19 protein-coding genes are annotated in these 19,712 nt (G+C 59.9%); 12 read left to right on the top strand and 7 right to left on the bottom strand.

Annotation, left to right across the window (positions count from 1 at the left end):
- Positions 1-12: 12 nt before the first annotated feature.
- The 4 genes from AB1E33_RS09855 to mbfA all read right to left on the bottom strand — a co-directional run bounded on the left by AB1E33_RS09855 (position 13) and on the right by mbfA (position 3,341).
- Complete coding sequence (locus AB1E33_RS09855; protein ID WP_372577089.1) at positions 13-462, bottom strand: YaiI/YqxD family protein; 450 nt, start codon at positions 460-462, stop codon at positions 13-15.
- The gene (gene fghA / locus AB1E33_RS09850; RefSeq protein ID WP_372577088.1) at positions 459-1,289 is read right to left on the bottom strand and encodes an S-formylglutathione hydrolase; all 831 of its coding nucleotides are present in this window, start codon (positions 1,287-1,289) and stop codon (positions 459-461) included. Before fghA ends, AB1E33_RS09855 begins: the two co-directional genes overlap by 4 nt.
- 74 nt (positions 1,290-1,363) lie before the next feature.
- Entirely contained in the window at positions 1,364-2,293 is a 930-nt protein-coding gene (locus AB1E33_RS09845; protein WP_372577087.1) for an AEC family transporter, read from the bottom strand.
- Positions 2,294-2,366: 73 nt separating this feature from the next.
- Entirely contained in the window at positions 2,367-3,341 is a 975-nt protein-coding gene (gene mbfA, locus AB1E33_RS09840) for an iron exporter MbfA (RefSeq protein ID WP_372577086.1), read from the bottom strand.
- Positions 3,342-3,469: 128 nt separating this feature from the next.
- Between mbfA and AB1E33_RS09835 the strand changes: the two genes are divergently transcribed.
- The gene (locus AB1E33_RS09835; protein ID WP_372577085.1) at positions 3,470-4,087 is read left to right on the top strand and encodes a TetR/AcrR family transcriptional regulator; all 618 of its coding nucleotides are present in this window, start codon (positions 3,470-3,472) and stop codon (positions 4,085-4,087) included.
- On the opposite strand, the gene AB1E33_RS09830 is transcribed toward AB1E33_RS09835, so the two are convergent.
- A complete protein-coding gene (locus tag AB1E33_RS09830; protein WP_372577084.1) occupies positions 4,084-4,800 on the bottom strand; it encodes an NYN domain-containing protein in 717 nt (238 codons plus the stop codon). The two genes, AB1E33_RS09835 and AB1E33_RS09830, sit on opposite strands and share 4 nt — an antisense overlap.
- A 106-nt stretch (positions 4,801-4,906) precedes the next feature.
- Positions 4,907-6,019 (bottom strand): S-(hydroxymethyl)glutathione dehydrogenase/class III alcohol dehydrogenase, encoded by a 1,113-nt coding sequence (locus tag AB1E33_RS09825; RefSeq protein WP_372577083.1) that lies wholly within the window; start codon positions 6,017-6,019, stop codon positions 4,907-4,909.
- Positions 6,020-6,217: 198 nt separating this feature from the next.
- Here AB1E33_RS09825 and AB1E33_RS09820 point away from each other — a divergent pair, with 198 nt between their 5' ends.
- Positions 6,218-8,365 carry a glycosyltransferase family 2 protein gene (locus AB1E33_RS09820; protein ID WP_372577082.1) on the top strand — a complete coding sequence of 716 codons (2,148 nt, stop codon included), beginning with the start codon at positions 6,218-6,220 and terminating at the stop codon, positions 8,363-8,365.
- Between the two features lie 38 nt (positions 8,366-8,403).
- On the top strand, positions 8,404-9,036 hold the full coding sequence (locus AB1E33_RS09815) for a class I SAM-dependent methyltransferase (protein WP_372577081.1): 633 nt from the start codon (positions 8,404-8,406) through the stop codon (positions 9,034-9,036).
- Positions 9,037-9,063: 27 nt separating this feature from the next.
- Here the strand turns inward: AB1E33_RS09815 and AB1E33_RS09810 are convergent, their stop codons facing one another.
- Positions 9,064-11,307 (bottom strand): glycosyltransferase family 2 protein, encoded by a 2,244-nt coding sequence (locus AB1E33_RS09810; protein ID WP_372577080.1) that lies wholly within the window; start codon positions 11,305-11,307, stop codon positions 9,064-9,066.
- Between the two features lie 349 nt (positions 11,308-11,656).
- On the opposite strand from AB1E33_RS09810, the gene AB1E33_RS09805 reads away from it, so the two are divergent.
- From AB1E33_RS09805 to AB1E33_RS09765, 9 genes are all read left to right on the top strand, one after another.
- The gene (locus tag AB1E33_RS09805; protein WP_372577079.1) at positions 11,657-13,396 is read left to right on the top strand and encodes an ABC transporter substrate-binding protein; all 1,740 of its coding nucleotides are present in this window, start codon (positions 11,657-11,659) and stop codon (positions 13,394-13,396) included.
- A gap of 96 nt (positions 13,397-13,492) precedes the next feature.
- The gene (locus tag AB1E33_RS09800) at positions 13,493-14,554 is read left to right on the top strand and encodes an ABC transporter ATP-binding protein (protein WP_372577078.1); all 1,062 of its coding nucleotides are present in this window, start codon (positions 13,493-13,495) and stop codon (positions 14,552-14,554) included.
- A 1-nt stretch (position 14,555) separates the two neighbouring features.
- Complete coding sequence (locus AB1E33_RS09795; RefSeq protein ID WP_372577077.1) at positions 14,556-15,632, top strand: ABC transporter ATP-binding protein; 1,077 nt, start codon at positions 14,556-14,558, stop codon at positions 15,630-15,632.
- Positions 15,629-16,492 (top strand): carbohydrate ABC transporter permease, encoded by an 864-nt coding sequence (locus AB1E33_RS09790; protein WP_372577076.1) that lies wholly within the window; start codon positions 15,629-15,631, stop codon positions 16,490-16,492. Before AB1E33_RS09795 ends, AB1E33_RS09790 begins: the two co-directional genes overlap by 4 nt.
- Positions 16,489-17,286 (top strand): carbohydrate ABC transporter permease, encoded by a 798-nt coding sequence (locus AB1E33_RS09785; RefSeq protein ID WP_372577075.1) that lies wholly within the window; start codon positions 16,489-16,491, stop codon positions 17,284-17,286. The genes AB1E33_RS09790 and AB1E33_RS09785 overlap by 4 nt, the downstream gene beginning before the upstream one ends.
- Positions 17,286-17,696: a DUF2160 domain-containing protein gene (locus tag AB1E33_RS09780; protein WP_372577074.1), complete on the top strand. Its 411-nt coding sequence runs from the start codon at positions 17,286-17,288 to the stop codon at positions 17,694-17,696. The genes AB1E33_RS09785 and AB1E33_RS09780 overlap by 1 nt, the downstream gene beginning before the upstream one ends.
- Positions 17,697-17,767: 71 nt before the next feature.
- Positions 17,768-18,163, top strand: a complete 396-nt coding sequence (locus AB1E33_RS09775) for a BlaI/MecI/CopY family transcriptional regulator (protein ID WP_372577073.1) — start codon at positions 17,768-17,770, stop codon at positions 18,161-18,163.
- Positions 18,150-19,244: a M56 family metallopeptidase gene (locus AB1E33_RS09770; protein ID WP_372577072.1), complete on the top strand. Its 1,095-nt coding sequence runs from the start codon at positions 18,150-18,152 to the stop codon at positions 19,242-19,244. Before AB1E33_RS09775 ends, AB1E33_RS09770 begins: the two co-directional genes overlap by 14 nt.
- Positions 19,245-19,357: 113 nt before the next feature.
- On the top strand, positions 19,358-19,708 hold the full coding sequence (locus AB1E33_RS09765) for a DUF2794 domain-containing protein (protein WP_372577071.1): 351 nt from the start codon (positions 19,358-19,360) through the stop codon (positions 19,706-19,708).
- Positions 19,709-19,712 lie beyond the last annotated feature (4 nt).

The raw sequence follows: 19,712 nt of genomic DNA, 5'->3' as shown, positions 1-19,712 counted from the left end.
CGTGAGAGCCCGCTAGCGCTTCGCCGCCCGGACCTCCCGCTCCAACACGTCCAGAAAACGGGAGCGGTCGGCTTTTGTAAAGGCTTTGCCGCCGCCCTGCATACCCAACGGGTTGGCGGCGCGCAGATCGGCCATCAGATCGCGCATCGCCAGTTGCTGGCCGATATTGGTGGCGGTGAAGGCCTCGCCATTTGGCCGCAGACAGCGCGCGCCGGCCTCGACGCATTTCGCAGCGAGCGGGATGTCCGAGGTGATCACGATATCGCCCGGACCGCAGCGCTCGGCGATCCACTTGTCGGCCTCATCCGCACCCTGATCGACCACCACGATCTGCACCAGAGGGTTCTGCGACGGGCGCAGCCCGCCATTCGAGACCAGAACCAGCGGCAGCTTGTGGCGGGTGGCCACCCGCTCAGCCTCGGCCTTGACCGGGCAGGCATCGCCGTCGATGTAGAGCGTCACGACCAGAGATGTTCCGCGTGGAATGTCACGTGATCCTCCATGAAGGAGGAGACGAAGAAATAGCTGTGGTCATAGCCCGGTTGCAGCCGGTTGACCGCCTGTTGGCGCCGCGCTGCCATGGCTTCGGCCAGTGCCTCGGGGCGCAGCAGCTTGATAAACTGGTCATGGGTGCCGGTGTCGATCAGGATCGGCCCGTCGAAGCCGGTCTCGCGCATCATCAGGGTCGAATCGTGGCGCGCCCAGTTGCTTTCGTCATCGCCCAGATAGGCGCTGAGCTGCTTGCGGCCCCAGTCTGACCCGGTCGGGTTGGAAATCGGCGCAAAAGCCGAGACCGAGCGAAAGCGGCCCGGCAGGTTCATCGCCAGCGTCAGCGCGCCATGCCCGCCCATGGAATGCCCGGTGATCCCCTGCCGCTCGCCATCGATGGCGAACTTGCCGGTCAGCAGTGCGGGCAGTTCCTGGGCCACGTAATCCCACATGTTGAAATGCGGTGCCCAGGGCTTTTGCGTGGCGTTGACATAGAACCCGGCCCCCTGGCCCAGATCGTAATCGTCATGATCGGCCACGCCGTCGCCACGCGGCGAGGTGTCCGGGAAGACCAGCGCGATGCCCTGTTCGGCAGCCCAGCCCTGCGCACCCGTTTTGGTCATGGCATTTTCATGGGTGCAGGTCAGACCAGAGAGATACCACAACACCGGAACTGGACCATCCTTGGCCTCGGCGGGCAGGAACAGACCAAAGGTCATGTCGCATTTGCACGCCTCCGAGGCGTGTTTATAGACGCCCTGAACGCCTCCGAAACAGGTGTTTTCAGATACGGTTTCCATATGTTCCATCCTTGACCCAGCCGCTGTGTCGTATCGCTATCCTTGCCGGACGGACCTGTAAAGGGTGCCGGACGCTAAGGGGCGGAGGTCAGCGCAATCAGAACGGGTACCGTGAGGATGCTGAGGCAGGTCGATACGAAGATCGCCGCCGACGCCCGGTGCGGCGCGACCCCGTAATGCGAGGCCAGCATGAAGATATTGCCCGCCACCGGCAGCGCTGCCGCCGCGATCACCACCGAGGCCGGGAACGGATCAAGCGGCAGGATAACCAGCACCGCCAGCGCCACGAGCACGGGATGTAGCACCAGCTTGCAAAAGCTGAGCCAACCGGCCACCGCCAGCCGTTCGGTCGATTTCGAGGCCAGCGAGGCACCAATAGCAAACAGCGCGCCGGGCGTGGCCGCGCCGCCAAGGATCGTTAGGAACGACTCCAGCGGCCGATGAATCGGCAGGCTCAATGCCGACCAGATCAATCCGATACTGATCGACACGATCATCGGGTTTTTCAACAGGCCAACCCCGATCAGCCGCAGCATCTGTGCCACCGGAACCCGTTCGCGCCCGCCATTGATCAGGATCACGATCAGGGACGAGAACACGATCAGATCGGTGGCCAGTACCAGCATCACCGGCCCGATCGCCGCCTCGCCGAACAGGAGCGCCAGCATCGGCAGGCCCAGAAAGCCCACATTTCCAATGGCCGCGCATTGCGCCTCGATCGCGGTGGTTGGCACATCCTGACGCCGCAGGAACCCTACGATGCTCGCCACGATATAGACCGTTGACGTCCCCAGCAGGTAGGCCAGGATCAGCCGCCCGCTGAAGATCTCGTTGAAGGGCAGCGTTGCGGAAAACCTAAACAGCATCGCCGGAAGGGCGAAGAAAAAGACGAACTTGGTCAGATAGGTCGTCGCCTCTTGGGTGAAAAAGCGGGTGCGCCCCGCCCAGTAGCCCAGACCGATGATCGCAAAAAACGGCAGCGTTCTGAGAAAGATCTCGACCATGACGCGATTGGTAACACCAAGCGGTCAAAGCTCAACCGGATAATTCACATGTTAAAGCATTTCGCGAAGGGCCCTAACCGCTTCCGATCAGGATACCGGCCGCCAGAACCAGCGACCCGCCCAGAACCACCTGAAACGCTGCGCGAAAGAACGGGGTCTGCATGTACCGGTTCTGAATCCAGGCAATCGCCCAAAGCTCGCAGAATACAACCAGAAAGGCGATTGTGGTTGCGGTCCAAAACTCGGGGATCAGATAGGGCAGCGCGTGTCCCAGCCCGCCCACGGTGGTCATCACCCCCGAGGCCAACCCGCGTTTCACCGGTGAGCCGCGCCCTGACAACTCACCATCATCGGAGGCGGCTTCGGTAAAGCCCATCGAGATACCCGCCCCGACCGAGGCCGCCAGTCCGACAAGAAAGGTGGTCCAGGTATCTTGCGTGGCAAAGGCGGTCGCGAAGATCGGCGCCAGGGTCGACACCGACCCGTCCATCAGACCGGCCAGCCCCGGCTGCACCCAGGTCAGGATAAACTGCCGGTGCGAATTGGCCTCTTCCGAGGTGCGCGCGTCATGATCCAGAAACGTGTCCGCCAGATGTGAGGCGGTTTCCTGATGCCCGGCCTCCTCCACAGCGAGATCGCCCAGCAGCTTGCGGGTGGCGGCGTCGCTGGTGCGTGCTGCAGCCGCCAGATAGAACCGCTCGGCATCGCGCTCCATTCCCTCGGCCTCTTCGCGGATGCGTTCGATGCCCAGATTCTCCACCAGCCAGATTGGGCGGCGTGTATAATATCCTGCCACATGTTCGCGGCGGATCAGCGGAATGGTCGGGCCAAACCGGTCCTCGTGCAGGGCAATCAAGCGCCCTCGGTGGGTGTCTTCCTCGGCAGCCATGCCGTCGAACACCTTGGCCGAGGCGGGATAATCCGCCCTCAGCCGCTCTGCGTAACTGCGATAAATACGGGCGTCGTCCTCTTCTGACGAGATGGCAAGCGCCAGGACCTCCTGCTCAGTCAGGTCCCTGAAGTGTTTGCGATGAGAGAGAAATTTCATGTTTAGCTCGACGCATTAGAATCATTCTAATACACACTATCGTGACGTTAATGAAAGTTCATCCAGAAAGTCATTGAAACTGAACTGATCGGTTTTATTCTCTAGAGGCTTTTCAATCAGGAGCCCTCATGACCGATACCTCGACCATCCTGCGCACCGGACGCAAATTCGACCAAGTGTTGAAAGGCGCCCGAGAGGTGTTCATGGCCGACGGATTCGAGGGGGCCAGCGTCGACGATATCGCCCGCGCGGCGAGTGTTTCCAAGGCAACACTCTACAGCTATTTCCCCGACAAGCGCCTACTGTTCCGTGAGGTAGTGCAGACCGAATGCTGCCGCATGTCCGAACAGATTCTGTCGATGGTCGATGAAACGCAGCCCGCGCGCGAGGTCCTCTCGGTCGCGGCCCAGCAGTTGGTTGCGTTTCTGATCTCGGATTTTGCACAGCAGATTTTTCGTATTTGCGTCGCCGAACGCGACCGGTTCCCCGAACTCGGGTTGGCGTTTTATGAGTCCGGTCCCAAGAATGGCAGGCAACAGCTGGTGGAATACCTGGAAAAAGCCATCGCAAAGGGCGAGTTGAAGATTGACGATGTAGCGATGGCTGCCGAGCAATTCTCGGAGCTTTGCAAGGCCAAGCTCTGGATGGAGGCGGCCTTTGGCATCCGCAACCGTTTCGAACAATCTGAGATCGACGAAGTAGCCAAAGAAGCCGTCGAGATGTTCATGGCGCGCTACGGGATTTAGGCGGCCTTCAATCGAACCTTGAAGCCGCTAGAAACTTTCTTGAGCTCGAATTTTCCGGAATTGCGCAGAAGCGTACTGAGATTGCTGCATCCGTAAGTGCGTGAATCGAAATCTCGGTTATTAGCTATTATTATGTGGCCGAGTTGTCCAAGATGGTACCATTCGTCGTCTTGAGCCATTTTTACCATTGCCCCCTTTATCAGCGGTACCGCATTCTTGGGGCTCACTTTGGAAGAGGTACTTTGGCCGGAACTTATGGGTTTCTCAGGGTCTTCCGCCAAGTTTTCGATTAGCACGAAGCGATTGCAGGCGTTGCGCAATGACGTTGGCGTCTTGCTTTCTCCGATGCCGACAACAGTTAAGCCCTGTTCCCGTATTCTGTTGGCAAGCGCCGTGAAATCGCTGTCGGAACTGACAAGAACAAAGCCGTCAAATCTACCGGAATGCAGAAGGTCCATAGCGTCGATTACAAGGCCTATATCGCTCGCGTTTTTGCCCGATGTGTTTGCCGTTTCTTGCCGGGCAACCATCCCCAGATGTACGACAGTGTCCTTCCAGCCATTCAAATTACCGTTTGACCAATCTCCATAGACTCGCTTCAGCGCGGGTGAACCGAATGAGTTGATCTCTTTCAGGATGGGCTCCGCAAATTTGGAAGAGACATTGTCTGCGTCGATCAAGACTGCAAGCAGTGAGTTCTCGGTTTGGGTCAATTGGTTGTCTCGTGGTTGGATTTTCGGTTTTGGCTGTAAATTGTCGAGGCGGTGAATCGGCCGGGCAAGTATATCCCCGGCTTGAGTCCAATAATTCGTTCAATCGTCAGTACACGACCACCGACCGAATACTCTCACCTGCATGCATCAGGTCAAAGCCTTTGTTGATGTCATCCAACGACAGCGAGTGGGTGATCATTGGATCGATCTCGATTTTGCCGTCCATATACCAGTCCACGATCTTGGGTACATCGGTGCGGCCGCGGGCGCCACCAAAGGCAGTGCCGCGCCAACTGCGGCCGGTAACCAGCTGGAAGGGGCGGGTGCTGATCTCGGCGCCAGCAGGTGCCACGCCGATGATGATCGATTCACCCCAACCCTTATGGGCCGATTCCAAAGCTGCACGCATCACGCCCACATTGCCGGTGGCATCGAACGTGTAATCCGCGCCGCCCTTGGTCAGATCGACCAGATAGGGCACCAGATCGCCCTCGACCTCGGACGGGTTTACGAAATCGGTCATACCGAATTTTTCGGCCATCGGAATCTTGTCGGGGTTCAAATCGACGCCGACGATTTGGTCGGCCCCGGCCAGACGCAGGCCCTGAATCACATTCAGACCGATGCCGCCCAGACCGAAGACGATGGCGCGCGAACCGATCTCGACCTTGGCGGTGTTGATCACCGCGCCGATGCCGGTGGTGACACCGCAGCCGATATAGCAAATCTTGTCAAACGGCGCGTCCTCGCGCACCTTGGCCAGCGCGATTTCGGGCAGTACCGTGTGGTTCGAAAAGGTCGAGCAGCCCATATAGTGCAGGATCGGATCGCCATCGAGCGTTGTGAAGCGCGAGGTGCCGTCCGGCATCACACCGCGCCCCTGGGTTTCACGGATCGCCTGGCAAAGGTTTGTCTTGGGATGCAGGCAATAGTCGCATTCCCGGCATTCCGGTGTGTAGAGCGGGATCACGTGATCACCCGGTTTCAGGCTGGTCACACCCGCGCCCACCTCAAGCACGACGCCTGCGCCCTCATGGCCAAGGATGGCCGGAAACAGCCCTTCGGGATCGGCCCCCGACAGGGTGAATTCATCAGTGTGGCAGATGCCGGTGGCCTTGATTTCCACCAGAACCTCGCCCGCCTTTGGCCCTTCCAGGTTCACATCCATGATTTCGAGCGGTTTTCCGGCTTCAACGGCCACCGCGGCACGTGTGCGCATCACATGTCTCCTTCTGATTTTTTGTGAGCCTGCGTTAAACTTTGTGAGTTTTCAACACTCGTTTCTTAGCCGCTGATGGCGGCCTGCACGCAAGCAGCGCAAACACTTAGTTTTTGCATTGCCTCCGGAATTGACTTAGCCTTTCGCGCAACGCCCAGGCAACAGGGGCCTCTCTTTTTACAAGAAGAAACACGAGCAATGAACAGGCACACATTAGACCTCGCGCTTTCGTCTTTCACGTTTGACGGACAGCACCCCTCGCATTATCGCGACCGGGTCGGGGTGATCGAAGAGCGGGATCCGAATTACGACAATCGGTATGATTTCCATACGCTGATCTATGATTGCTACTTCGACCCCGACGTGGGCGAGGTCATTCTGATCTGCCCGGCATTGCTGAACTTTCGCCGTCTGGTCGAGCAAGCCCGGTTTTCGATTGACGGAACAGAGGTGAAGATCAAGGCTATCGAGGCGCTGTCACGCGGCAACGTGATCCGGTTCCAGTCACCTTCGGGCGCCCCTGCTGAACTGGCCTTTGACCATGAGCTGTTTTCCGGCGCCCTTGCGGTGAACGCACTTCATACGGATGTGTTCGCGGGCAAGAACGCCGTTTATGCGATCTCCAAGGACAACAAGCTGGAATGGATCAGCGATTGGTTGAGCTACTACGTCAAGGAACACGGTGCAAATGCGGTCGTGATCTATGACAACCACTCGACTGACTATTCTATGGAAGCGTTGAAGGAAACGCTGGCCTCGGTCGAGGGGATCGAGGCGTCAGCAGTGGTGCGTTCCTGGTTCCCCTTTGGTCCCGGCGGGGCGGGGAACACCAATTTCAACTCCAAGTTCCTGCATATGACCATGGTCGAGCTTGGACGCCGGCGTCTGCTATCCCAAGCCCGCGCAGTGCTGAATGTGGATATCGACGAGCTAGTTTATTCCCACTCGGGTGCGTCGGTCTTCGATGCCACAGTGGCCTCCGAACAGGGCTATGTGCGCATCGACGGGCGTTGGGCCTTTGCCGACCCGCCCGAGGATGGCACGCTGATCCGGCACAGCGATCACCAGTTCATCCGCAGCGATGGCAAGCCGAAGGTGAACCGTAAGTACTGCATTGCGCCACAGGGCCCTCTGAAAGGCCGCCCGTGGCTGACGCATCGGATCATCTCGCGACGTGATCCCACCGATCCCGATTTCGGGTTTTGGCATTTCCGCCGGATCACCAACAACTGGGACTACAACCGCGAAGATTTCGACACCAACCTGCTAGAGGTCGATCCGCGCCTGACAGACACGATGAGCCGAGCCTTCGGCACCGCGCCCAAAACCCCTGCAAGGCCCAAACCCGACGCCGAACAGACTGAGCGGTGCAAAGCGGAAACGCCGCTGCTCATCACGTCGATGAAAAACGAAGGCCCCTATATTCTGGAATGGGTGGCCTATCACCGGGCCATCGGTTTCGAGCGATTCCTAGTCTACACAAATGATTGCTCCGACGGCACCGACCTGATCCTCGACCGCATGGCCGAGCTGGGTTTGCTCACCCATGAACGGAACAAGGTTCTGCGCCGTGGCCCGCAGAAAAGCGCGTTGAAATACGCCTTCGATCACCCGGAGACGGCGCGGGCCGACTGGATTCTGGTCTCGGATGTGGACGAGTTCCTCAACATCAAGATCGGCGATGGCAGGTTGGATGACCTGCTGAACGCCGTGCCCGAGGCGGATGTGATCCCGGTGACCTGGCGGCTGTTTTCCAACAACGCGCGGGTCGATTTCTCCGACGATCTGGTGATCGAGGATTATACCGACGCCGAGTTGCCCATCGAAAATGGCGGACAAGAGCGGCGCTTTGTCAAATCGCTGTTCCGCCCGCGACCCGAGATCACCCGCTTTGGCACCCATGGGCCGGTGCATGAGCCCGAGGATTTCGCGAAAATCCGCTGGGTCGCCCCCGATGGCGGCGTTGTTGACCCCAAGACCTGCACCCGGCCGCGGGCGCGGTTCGCTTATCCGGTGGCGCAGATTAACCATTATGCCACGCGATCGGTGGACAGCTACCTGATCAAGCGTGACCGGGGCCGGGTGAACCATTTCCGCGAGGTGATGGGTATCGAATACTGGACCAAGATGAACCAGGGCGGTCAGAAGGACACCAGCATCACGCGCTGGATCGACCCGACGCTGTCCGAGATGGCGCGCATCGCCCGGGACAGAAAACTGGCGGAGTTGCTGGAGGCCTCGACCGAGTGGCACAGACAGCGCATTGCAGAGCTGCGGGCGCAGCCGGAATACGAGGCGATGCGATCTGAAATTCTCGGCGCTGGCGCGCCTGCCGTAGCAGAGTGAACCCAACCATTTTCAACCCTTTATAAAAGGAGCCGGCAATGGATACTGGCCTGTCCAAGAATCCGATTGACCACTTGCACCACAGAGCCGCGTCCCGGTCCGCGGAGTTCATCGAAGAGCAGGGGGCGACCTCGCTGATCTTTCCCAAGAAGCAACGTCTCTGGCCGTGGCTGGCGACGCAGATCCCTGATACCGGCCTGATGATGGAGTGCGGCGTGTGGAAAGGCCGCTCGATCAATGCAATGGCGCGGTTTCACTCAAACAGGACGCTTTATGGTTTTGACAGTTTCGAAGGGCTGTCGGAAAGCTGGGTCGGGGTCGATCTTGGCGAAGGCGCATTCGACCTGAAAGGGCAACTGCCCGAGGTGGAAAGCAATGTGGTGCTGACCAAGGGCTGGGTTGAGGACACGCTGCCGCCGTTCTTCGAGAAAGAGCAGGGCGAGATCGCGTATCTGCATGTCGACACTGACACCTATTCCCCGGCTAGGACGATCCTCGGCCTTGCCAAGTCGCGGTTCGTGAAAGGCACGATCGTTCTCTTTGACGAGTTGATCGGCTACCCGTTCTGGGAGGCAGGCGAATACAAGGCGCTGACCGAAGAACTTGACCGTGACCAGTATGAATACATCGCCTTTTCGCAGATGCAGGCGGCCATCCGAATTCTCGGGTAAGGCTGCGGGCCGGGGCCCGGCCCGGCCCTAATGCTCGGCTTCGCCTTTCTTGACCGTGAAGAAGAACGGTTCTTCCAGATCCGACTCGAGCATTTCCTGCGGCACCGCGCCCGGTCCTTGCAGAAAAACACTGGCGCCAAAATGCGCGTGCATGCGGGACAGTTTTTCCATCCGCGCGCTGGTGAGTTCGTCGAAGAAGGTTGAATAGGCCGGCGTCTGCTTCAGTGTATCGATCTTGTTGCGATGCGCCGCCAGCGCCGCGTTATGGGCCGCCGCGATGTCGGGGTCCTGCATCAGAGCGTCGAACTCGGCCTGAAGGCGCGGCAGCATCCGCTGGATGGATTTGTCCGTTTCTGCGTTGTTGTTCATCCGAAACCAGTAGGCGAGCCCCTGATCGCGGTCGACATGGTTCACGCGACCCCGCTCGCGCTTGACCAGAAAGCTCTCGGCCGACCGCACCGCGTAGTGATTGAGCTGCACCAGATCATAGCCGTAGCTGTCCATCGTCGACCGCCAAGCATTGCGGTACATCTTTCGCGGCAGAGGCTTGCCCGATCCGTTGACCCAGCGGATCTGCTCCCAAAGCTGCGGTTTCAGTCCCTTGGGTCGGTGCACGCCGAGCTTCTTGAAGAGGCCGGAATTCCGGTAGAGCGTCTTGAATCCCCAGGCCTGATGCGGTTTGCGGGCAAGCTCGGGCGCGCAGGTGGTGAACCGGCTTGTGACGAAATCGGGGGTGAAATCATGACGGTCATCATTTCCGAACAGCCGCCATGTCATCGAGATCAGGTTGACATCACCAAGTGCGTCAAACAGCGCGTCGAGCGTCCCGTCGCCGCATTTGATGTTGATGAATTCGTCCACATCCATGCAGACAACCCATTCGGCTTGCGCAATCACCGGCTCGCTATCCGCCGCGCTGAGGGCTGCGTGCTGTGGTTTCATCGTCGTGTCGCGATAGGGGTTGTCGCGATGCTGAACGATGCCCTTTGCCTGCAAAACGTCCAGCAGCGTGTCGGTGCCGTCGGTGCAATCGTTGGTATAGACCAGAAAATCGTCGATCCCGATGGCACGGTGATAGGCGATCCACTCCAGTATGAAGGGACCCTCATTCTTCATCGTGGTGACGATGGCCCGGCGTCCGTTGGTTTTGATATCCGTCTTCACAGCAGGGGGCAGGACCGGTTTGGTCTCGAAATGCCGCCCAAGCATCTCGATCAGCGGAGGATGCGCGATCAGGCTGGATTTTGGCACGATGCGAGATACCGCGCTGGTTCGGTGCCGTAGCGCCATGCAGCGGTAGAAGGGCTGTATCTGATCGGGGTCGGGCACCGCGCCGCCCACCCGGATGGCGCGCCACATGCTGTCCTCGGTCAGCGTATCCGGTGCCACGCACCAGCGCCGCCGCGCCCGTTGCGCGTCGAACTGGACGCAGGCGTGATCGCTGAAATCCGGCTTGTCCCCGTTGCGAATGCGCCAGGGATAACAATGCCGCCCGGCCATCGCGACATAGCCAGACGGGCTGGCCGCCGCGCGATCAAAAACGCTTGGCCCGGGCGCGTCGGTCAGCAGGTCATGTACATCGAAATTCGCCACTGCACGGGCCGAGCCGAGATACCGCGCGCGCGCCCATTCATAGAGGATGACCTCGGCGAAGGGCGCATGCCAGGGATTGGCTGGCGGGACCTCCATCCGGTCCTTTCCCGGCGCTTCGGGCACGCTATAGGGGTGAGTCTCCGCAGGCTGGTCCTTGTGTCCCAAGGGGTGGTCGGCCATGACCACCAGAACCGTGCAGTCCGGCCCGTCGGCCAACAGCCCGGCCTCGAGTTCATGGACAAATGTCGGGTCCCCCCCCGGTTCGTCACGGTCAAGGATCACCGCGCCGTTCAACCCATGGGTCCGGTGGTGATAGCGTAGCCAGTCCAGCGCCAGATCCGCCCGCTCGCCATTGCGCAGGGCCAGCGCCACGTCGCGCCCGGCAAAAAGCCCGGTCTCGGGCGGGGTCGGATGGATCGTGACCGGCGCGCTGTTGAGCAGCATAACCAGCGGCCCGGACCACCTGACTGTGACCATGGGGGAGCCGCCCAAAGTTCGCTGCCCGACGATCTCGGCGCGCGGGCCCGCGGCGATCGCCTCAAGTGGCGTGTCGTGGGTGAAGAACAGCTCTGCCTGACCGGGCCGGGTGGCCACCGCGTCCAGCAGCGTCACTGTGCCCTTCTGCACCTTCCGCAATCTGCAGAGCGACAAGGTGCCGGATGATGCTGGCTTGGTCATGAGATGTGCTGCCCGCAATGTGTTTTTCGGTTCCCGGGTCTGACAGCCCGTTTCCCTAAACGTTCTAATGGTCGCGGTCAGCGCTGCCAACGCCTTTCCATTTCGTGCTCGATTCTGGCATTGCGCACGTTGGTGATCTCGACCTGCTTCACGTGCTTGAACAGGCTGTGCCAGAGGTCATATAGGCAAATTTACATGGGTGGGGCTTTTCAAATATATTTAGCAAAGACAGAGATTTGCGATGTAATCCCACATTTACTAATTTTTTAGTTTGACAAATCCGTACTGCCTTCGGATGCTAATCGCGTTCAGGCCTGGCCTGACAATAAAATCTCTAGGGAGGAGAATTATGCGGAAGTATCTGCTATCCGCTGTGGCGGCGTCTGCTGTCATGGCCGGAGGAAGTGCGGCCTGGGCCGATGAGGCCGCCGCGCAACGCTGGATCGACGAAGAGTTCCAGCCATCGACCCTGTCCAAGGATGAACAGCTGTCCGAAATGCAGTGGTTCATCGACGCGGCAAAGCCGTATTCGGGCATGGAAATCAACGTTCTGTCCGAGGGCATTCCGACCCATAGCTACGAATCCGAAGTGCTGACCAAGGCCTTCGAGGATATCACCGGCATCAAGGTCAACCACCAAATCCTCGGTGAGGGTGAGGTCGTGCAGGCGGTTCAGACCCAGCTGCAGACGGGCCGGAACCTCTATGACGGTTATGTCAATGACAGCGACCTGATCGGTACTCATTCGCGGTTGCAACTGGCGTATCCGCTGACCGACATGATGGGCGGCGACTGGGCAGGCACCACCTCGCCGACGCTGGATCTGGATGACTTCATGGGTATCCAATTCACCACCGGTCCCGATGGCAAGCTGTACCAGCTGCCCGACCAGCAATTCGCTAACCTCTACTGGTTCCGCAAGGACTGGTTCGACGACGAGGCCAACAAGGCCGCGTTCAAGGAAAAATACGGCTATGATCTGGGTGTTCCGGTCAACTGGTCGGCCTATGAGGACATCGCCGAATTCTTCACCAATGACGTGAAGGAAGTCGACGGCGTGGCTATCTATGGCCACATGGATTACGGCAAGCGCGCGCCCGACCTTGGCTGGCGCATGACCGACGCCTGGCTGTCGATGGCCGGTGCCGGTGACAAGGGCGAACCCAATGGCATCCCGGTCGACGAATGGGGCATCCGCATGGAAGCGGGCACCTGTAACCCGGTCGGCGCCTCGGTGTCGCGCGGCGGGGCAGCCAACGGCCCGGCTGCGGTCTATGCGATCCGCAAGTGGGATGAATGGCTGCGGAACTATGCGCCTCCGGGTGCCGCGTCTTACGACTTCTACCAGTCGCTGCCGGCGCTCAGCCAGGGCAACGTGGCCCAGCAGATCTTCTGGTACACCGCCTTTACCGCAGACATGGTCAAGCCGAAGTCCGAAGGCAACAACACCGTGGATGACGAGGGCACGCCGCTCTGGCGGATGGCGCCCAGCCCGCATGGTCCCTACTGGGAAGACGGCCAGAAGGTTGGCTATCAGGACGTGGGGTCCTGGACCTTCCTGAAGTCGACCCCGGCGGATCGTGCACAAGCTGCCTGGCTCTACGCTCAATTCGTGACCTCCAAGACCGTCGATGTGAAGAAGTCCCATGTGGGTCTGACATTCATCCGCGACAGCTCGGTCAACCACGAGTCGTTCACCGAACGCGCACCAAAGCTGGGTGGTCTGGTCGAGTTCTACCGCTCGCCTGACCGTGTGGCATGGTCGCCGACCGGCATCAACGTGCCGGATTATCCGAAGCTGGCCCAGATCTGGTGGCAGCAGATCGGTGACGTGAACTCGGGTGCCTTCACCCCGCAAGAAGCGATGGACCGCCTGGCCGAAGAGATGGACATCACCATGGGCCGTATGCAGGCTGCTGATGAAAGCGCCGGCGTCTATGGCGGCTGTGGTCCGCGCCTGAACGAACCGCAGGATGCGGCCTTCTGGCTGGAGAAGGAAGGCTCGCCAAAGGCCAAGCTGGAAAACGAAAAGCCGCAGGGCCAGACCGTCAACTATGACGAGCTGGTGGCGCGCTGGCAGGCCCAGTAAGCCTATGAAACACGGGTCGCCGCATTTGCGCGGCGGCCCGATCTGGGGACAGGACCTGCCGGTGACCGGCCCGGTCCATCTTGGAACCTTCGCAATATGATTGAACTACACGACGTGACGAAGCGCGTGGGTCAGGTGACCCATATAAAGCCCACCACGCTGACGCTCGAGCCCGGCCAATTCAACGTCCTGCTGGGGGCGACCGGTGCGGGCAAAACCTCTTTGATCAAACTGATGGCCGGGCTTGACCCAATGGCGAGCGGCCGCATCCTGATGGATGGCGAGGACGTCACCAAACAGTCGACGCAGAAACGCCGCATCTCTCTGGTGCACCAGTTCTTCGTCAACTATCCGCATATGTCGGTCTTTGAAAACATCGCCTCGCCCCTGCGCGTCGCGGGCATGACCAAAAGCGAGATCGAGGGCCGGGTGGAAGAGGCCGCAGACCTGCTGCAACTGCGTCCCATGCTGCAACGTCGCCCCAGCGAATTGTCGGGTGGTCAGCAACAGCGCACCGCGCTGGCGCGCGCCATCGCCAAGGACAGCCGGGCGGTGTTTCTGGACGAACCGCTGGCCAATCTGGACTACAAACTGCGCGAGGAATTGCGCGAACAACTACCCGACCTCTTTGCCGGGCGCGGTGCGGTGGTTGTCTATGCCACCTCCGAGCCGGAAGAGGCGCTGTTGCTGGGCGGCAAGACCGCCCTGATGGATGACGGGCGCGTGACACAATTCGGCACGACATCCGAGATTTATCGCAACCCCGAGAACCTGAGCGCCGCGCGCGTCTTCTCGGACCCACCGATCAATTCCGCTGCCGTGACTAAATTGGGCAGCGAGGCGCAGCTTTCAGGTGGGGCCTCGTGGAGGCTGACCGGAGCGGCGGCTGACTTGCCTGACGGGCTTTACTCCGTAGCGATCCGTCCGCACCGGGTGCTGCCAACTCGGACAAGCGACGCGGATGTCGAACTCAAGGGCCGGGTGATCGTCACCGAACTTTCGGGTTCGGATTCCAGCGCGCATTTCCAGTTGGGCGCGGATGCCTGGGTCTCGCTGTCCTCGGGCGTGCATCCCTATCAGATCGGCGAGGATCACATCTTTTACATGGACCCTGGTCACTGCCGTTATTTCGGGCAGGACGGGAAACTGGTGGCCTGACATGGCGCAAATCACGCTTTCGAACCTGAAACACAGCTATTATCCCAACCCGAAAGGGCCGGATGACTACGCGTTGAAAGAGATCGACGTGACCTGGCGCGACGGCGGGGCTTATGCGCTGCTGGGGCCGTCGGGTTGCGGCAAGTCAACGTTGCTCAACATCATCTCCGGGCTGCTCACCCCGTCCGAGGGGCGCATCCTGTTCGATGATCGCGACGTGACGCAATTGCCGCCCGATCAGCGCAACATCGCGCAGGTGTTCCAGTTCCCGGTGATCTACGACACGATGACGGTGCGGGAAAACCTGGCCTTCCCGCTCAGGAACCGGGGCGCGGAACCCGGCAAGATTACCCAGCGGGTGCAGGAAATCGCGCAGATGCTGGACGTGGTCGAGATGCTCGACATCCGCGCCGCCGGTCTGAGCCCCGACAACAAGCAGAAAATCTCGATGGGCCGCGGGTTGGTGCGCGATGATGTGAATGTGGTGATGTTCGACGAACCGCTCACAGTGATCGACCCGCATCTGAAATGGAAACTGCGTTCGAAACTCAAGGAGCTGCACCAGCGGGTGCAGGCCACGATGATCTACGTGACCCATGACCAGACCGAGGCGCTGACCTTTGCCGACGAGGTGGTCGTGATGCAGGAGGGCGAGGTGGTGCAGATCGGCACACCGGTAGAGCTGTTCGAGCGGCCCCAGCACACATTCGTGGGCCACTTCATCGGTTCGCCGGGCATGAACGTTCTGCCCTGTCAGGCCGTGGGCGACCGTGCCATGTTCGAAGGGCACGAAGTTGCTTTGGAAGGCCCGGTGACCGGCGATGGTGGCACGCTGACCCTGGGTGTGCGCCCGGAACATGTGGCGATCTCTGACCGCGGCGTGCCCGCCCATGTCACCAAAGTGTCCGATGTCGGGCGGCATTTCGTCGTCGATGCAATGGTGGGCCAGACGCCTCTGAAAGCGGTGTTGGACCATGACGCTCCGGAACAGGGCAGCGAAGTGCGTCTGAGCTTCAAACCCGCGCAAACCCGCGTTTATCGCGACGGCTGGATCGCAACGCAGGAGCGCGCGTCATGAAGACCGAAAACCAGAAAGCGTGGCTGTTCGTGATCCCGGTGCTGGCGCTGGTGGCGTTCAACGCGTTGATCCCGATGATGACGGTGGTCAACTATTCGGTGCAGGAAACCTTCGGCAACAACCAGTTCTTCTGGGAAGGGCTGGGCTGGTTTGAACAGATCCTGCGCTCCGACCGGTTTCAGGCCGCTTTGGGGCGGCAGTTCATGTTCACCATCATCATCCTCTCAATCGAGGTGCCGCTGGGCATCATCGTGGCGCTTTCGATGCCGCGCAAAGGGTTCTGGGTGCCGGTCTGTCTGGTGCTGATGGCCCTGCCGATGCTGATCCCGTGGAACGTGGTTGGCTCGATGTGGAACATCTTTACCCTGCCCAAGATCGGCCTGCTGGGCTACTTCCTGAATGACGTTCTGGGCATCAATTATGACATGACTCAGCAGCCTATCTCAGCCTGGATCACGGTGGTTGTGATGGATGTCTGGCACTGGACGTCGCTGGTTGTGCTGCTGTGTTATGCGGGGCTGGTGTCGATCCCCGACGCTTATTATCAGGCGGCCAAGATCGATGGGGCCAGCGCCTGGTCCGTGTTCCGCTATATCCAATTGCCCAAGATGAAGGCGGTTCTGACCATCGCGGTGCTGCTGCGGTTCATGGACAGTTTCAACATCTATACCGAGCCCTTCGTGCTGACCGGGGGCGGCCCAGGCAACTCGACCACGCTGCTGTCGATTGATCTGGTGAAGATCGCACTCGGGCAGTTCGACCTCGGCCCGGCGGCGGCGATGAGCCTGATCTATTTCGCGATCACTTTGCTGGTCAGCTGGGTATTCTACGTCTTGATGACAAAGGACGATCAACAATGAAGAAACGATCCGTCATCCCGATCCTTTATATCGCGTTCCTGATGCTGCCGATTTACTGGCTGGTGGCGATGTCGTTCAAAACGACGAACGAAATCCTGTCGGGCTTTTCACTGTTCCCGCAGACCTTCACGCTGGAGAACTATACCGCGATCTTCACCGATCCGACCTGGTATTGGGGGTACATCAACTCGATCATATACGTGACGCTGAACACGATTCTGTCGGTCTGCGTGGCCCTGCCTGCGGCGTATGCCTTCTCGCGCTATCGGTTTCTGGGCGACAAGCAGCTGTTCTTCTGGCTTTTGACGAACCGGATGGCCCCGGCGGCGGTGTTCGCCTTGCCGTTCTTCCAGCTCTATTCCTCGATCCACCTCTTCGACACGTATCTGGCTGTGGCACTGGCGCATACGCTGTTCAACGTACCGTTGGCGGTGTGGATTCTGGAAGGCTTCATGCGCGGCATCCCCAAGGAGCTGGACGAAACCGCCTATGTCGACGGCTATTCCTTCCCGGCCTTTTTCGTGAAGATCTTTCTGCCCAACATCAAGGCGGGTGTCGGTGTCACGGCGTTCTTCTGCTTCATGTTCTCCTGGGTCGAGATGCTGCTGGCCAAGACCCTGACCGCAGTCGAGGCCAAGCCGATCGCGGCTGTCATGACTCGCACCGCCTCCAGCGCGGGCTATGAGCTGGGTCTGCTGGCCGCCGCCGGTACGCTGACCATCATTCCGGGCGCCATCGTGATCTGGTTTGTCCGCAACTACATCGCGCGTGGTTTTGCGATGGGGAGGGTCTGATGCTGGGACGTTTGACACTGACCGTCGCCCTTGTGCTGCCTTTGCAAGCGATGGCGCAAGCGAAGGCAGGCTGGGGGAATGTGGGCGAGCCCGAAGAGAAAGGTTTTTCCTGGACTGACCCTTTGTGGCCCGATTTCTGGATGGCCTGGACACCGGCAACGCTGGTGGTGTTCATCGGTATCTTTTCCGCCATCGCGGTGATCGGCCTGCTGGAAGGGGTCAAGTACCGGGACGGGATCGAACGAAAGGGCGTGCTGGGTCTGACCACCACGCTGGGTGACCGGCTGTTCATCACGCTGTTGGGGTCAGTCTATATCTTTCTGGCCTGGCTTGGCATCATGGGTCAGCCGATCTGGATCCCGCTCTTCATCGCGATCGGGTGGGGAATTTTCGTGTTCTGGAAAGTTTAGGCTTTGAGAATGCGCGCCATGCTGGTTTGTTTGGACCCGAAGCGCGTGAATGAACTGGTAGCTGGACGGAAATGAGGAAAAGAAAAGCGGGAAATCTGCTGACGGATGTCGAGCTGGAGTTCATGACAGAGCTTTGGGAGCTTGGCGAAGGATCGGTGCGCGACGTGCTTGGGCAACTGCCTCCCTCGCGGGGGCTGGCCTATACCTCTGCCGCGACGGTGCTGCGAATCCTCGAGGACAAGGGATTCGTCAAAAGCCGAAAGCAGAACAAATCACTGATCTACACGCCGCTTCTGGCAAAGGACGCCTATCAGACGCGTTCATTGAAAAACCTGTCTCAGACCCTGTTTGACGACACCCCGGCCACCCTGGTCGCGCGGCTTGTCGACGATGCCGGGCTGACCGAGGCTGATCTTGAGGAAATTCGGGCGCTGGTGGAGAGGAGGCTCCGGAATGATGGCGGCTAAACAGATCCTTGAGGTTTTCGTCAACCTGAACATCATGCTTGTTCTGGGATGTCTCATCTGGTTGGGGCTGCAAGCGCTCGCGGCCAAAAGCGCGCTGCGGCATGCGTTCATCCTGCAACTGGCAGCGCTGAAGACTGTTCTGGTGCTGATTTTGCTCAGCCCCGTGCTTGCCATCGCGGCAACTCACGCGGTCGAGCTGTTCTCGCCGGGCCGTAGCCTCGTGCTGAGCGATATGGTGGTTGCCGCCTATCTGCGCGGTGACATCGCCATGGATGCCATCCGGTTCGAGGAGGTTCTGAACGCGCGAGAAAACTGGACCGAGCGTTTTCTGCTGATGAATACGAAAGGACCCGCCATTGTTGCCGTGCTGTTGGCAGCGGGGATGATGGTTGCGATCCTGCGCCTGGCCCGGTCTGCACTGCAGTTGCACAGGCTGCTGGCGGATAGCTATCGCTGGAAACGCGTGGGTCCGGTGGATATCCGCCTTTCGGACCGGATCGCGGTGCCGATGGCGACACGCGGGGTGTTCCGGCGGCATGTTCTGTTGCCCTCGGATCTGATCTCGGACAGCGACCGCCGCCGCATTGCGATCGCACATGAGCTGCAACATTTCCGGCAATCGGACCTCGAATGGGAGATCGTGTTCGAACTGATGCGCCCGTTCTTCTTTTGGAACCCGGCCTTCACCCTGCTCAAGCTGCGGTTCAACCGGCTGCGCGAACTGGCCTGCGATCAGGCCGTGGTCAGCCGGTACCGGGTCGCCCCGCTGGATTATGCACGCTGCCTGCTGCATTTTTGCGAAAGATCGGTGGGCCTTGCCCAGGCGCAGCGGCTGAACGTGGCGCTGCTGAGCGCTGGCCGCAAGGATGCCCGGCAGGAACTGGCCAATCGTCTGCTGTCGCTTAAATCCACGGCCAGCCAGCTTTCGGCCCCGCGCAGGCATCTGATCGCGCTTGCCTGTGTCATGGGTACATTTCTGTCCTTTGCGGGCGCTTCTCTGGAGGCACCAAAGGACTGGAGCCATGACCGGCTTATGCTGTCGACGGTGGTCAACCTTGAGCGGCTGCGCGCGGATCGTTGAGCACCACACAGGCCGGGAATTGATCGGATCGCGGCGTGCACCATTGCCTCAGTTTGCCGTGATTCCAGCGCGTCAGGCTTGATTTGACAAGAAAATGCGGCAAGGCTGAACCTATGAACATGCAGCCTCCAAGCCGGTTTCCCGCCGGACAGGCCCAGATGCAGGTCGCGTTCGACCGGCGCGAGCTTAGCCTAATTCTCTCGGTTTACGGGCGCATGGTCGCCGCCGGAGAGTGGCGGGATTACGGTATCTCAAACCTCCGCGACAGCGCCATATTTTCGATTTTCCGGCGCACGGCCGAACATCCGATCTATCGGGTCGAAAAGCAGCCCAGGCTGCGCAATCGGCAAGGGATGTATTCAGTGATCGGGATGGATGGGCAAATCCTCAAGCGCGGGCAGGACCTGAAAGCGGTGCTAAGGGTGCTCGAGCGCAAGCTGATCCGTGCGATTGATCCCGACTGAGCTT

It is taken from the genome of Ruegeria hyattellae (assembly GCF_041537925.1).
Lineage (GTDB): Bacteria > Pseudomonadota > Alphaproteobacteria > Rhodobacterales > Rhodobacteraceae > Ruegeria_C.
This window is presented reverse-complemented; position numbering and strand designations above follow the sequence as displayed.

Coding starts and splice junctions, on each gene's coding strand:
- fghA (WP_372577088.1), bottom strand. CDS start 1,289: ATGGAAACCGTATCTGAAAACACCTGTTTCGGAGGCGTTCAGGGCGTC.
- AB1E33_RS09845 (WP_372577087.1), bottom strand. CDS start 2,293: ATGGTCGAGATCTTTCTCAGAACGCTGCCGTTTTTTGCGATCATCGGT.
- mbfA (WP_372577086.1), bottom strand. CDS start 3,341: ATGAAATTTCTCTCTCATCGCAAACACTTCAGGGACCTGACTGAGCAG.
- AB1E33_RS09835 (WP_372577085.1), top strand. CDS start 3,470: ATGACCGATACCTCGACCATCCTGCGCACCGGACGCAAATTCGACCAA.
- AB1E33_RS09825 (WP_372577083.1), bottom strand. CDS start 6,019: ATGCGCACACGTGCCGCGGTGGCCGTTGAAGCCGGAAAACCGCTCGAA.
- AB1E33_RS09820 (WP_372577082.1), top strand. CDS start 6,218: ATGAACAGGCACACATTAGACCTCGCGCTTTCGTCTTTCACGTTTGAC.
- AB1E33_RS09815 (WP_372577081.1), top strand. CDS start 8,404: ATGGATACTGGCCTGTCCAAGAATCCGATTGACCACTTGCACCACAGA.
- AB1E33_RS09810 (WP_372577080.1), bottom strand. CDS start 11,307: ATGACCAAGCCAGCATCATCCGGCACCTTGTCGCTCTGCAGATTGCGG.
- AB1E33_RS09805 (WP_372577079.1), top strand. CDS start 11,657: ATGCGGAAGTATCTGCTATCCGCTGTGGCGGCGTCTGCTGTCATGGCC.
- AB1E33_RS09800 (WP_372577078.1), top strand. CDS start 13,493: ATGATTGAACTACACGACGTGACGAAGCGCGTGGGTCAGGTGACCCAT.
- AB1E33_RS09795 (WP_372577077.1), top strand. CDS start 14,556: ATGGCGCAAATCACGCTTTCGAACCTGAAACACAGCTATTATCCCAAC.
- AB1E33_RS09790 (WP_372577076.1), top strand. CDS start 15,629: ATGAAGACCGAAAACCAGAAAGCGTGGCTGTTCGTGATCCCGGTGCTG.
- AB1E33_RS09785 (WP_372577075.1), top strand. CDS start 16,489: ATGAAGAAACGATCCGTCATCCCGATCCTTTATATCGCGTTCCTGATG.
- AB1E33_RS09780 (WP_372577074.1), top strand. CDS start 17,286: ATGCTGGGACGTTTGACACTGACCGTCGCCCTTGTGCTGCCTTTGCAA.
- AB1E33_RS09775 (WP_372577073.1), top strand. CDS start 17,768: ATGAGGAAAAGAAAAGCGGGAAATCTGCTGACGGATGTCGAGCTGGAG.
- AB1E33_RS09770 (WP_372577072.1), top strand. CDS start 18,150: ATGATGGCGGCTAAACAGATCCTTGAGGTTTTCGTCAACCTGAACATC.
- AB1E33_RS09765 (WP_372577071.1), top strand. CDS start 19,358: ATGAACATGCAGCCTCCAAGCCGGTTTCCCGCCGGACAGGCCCAGATG.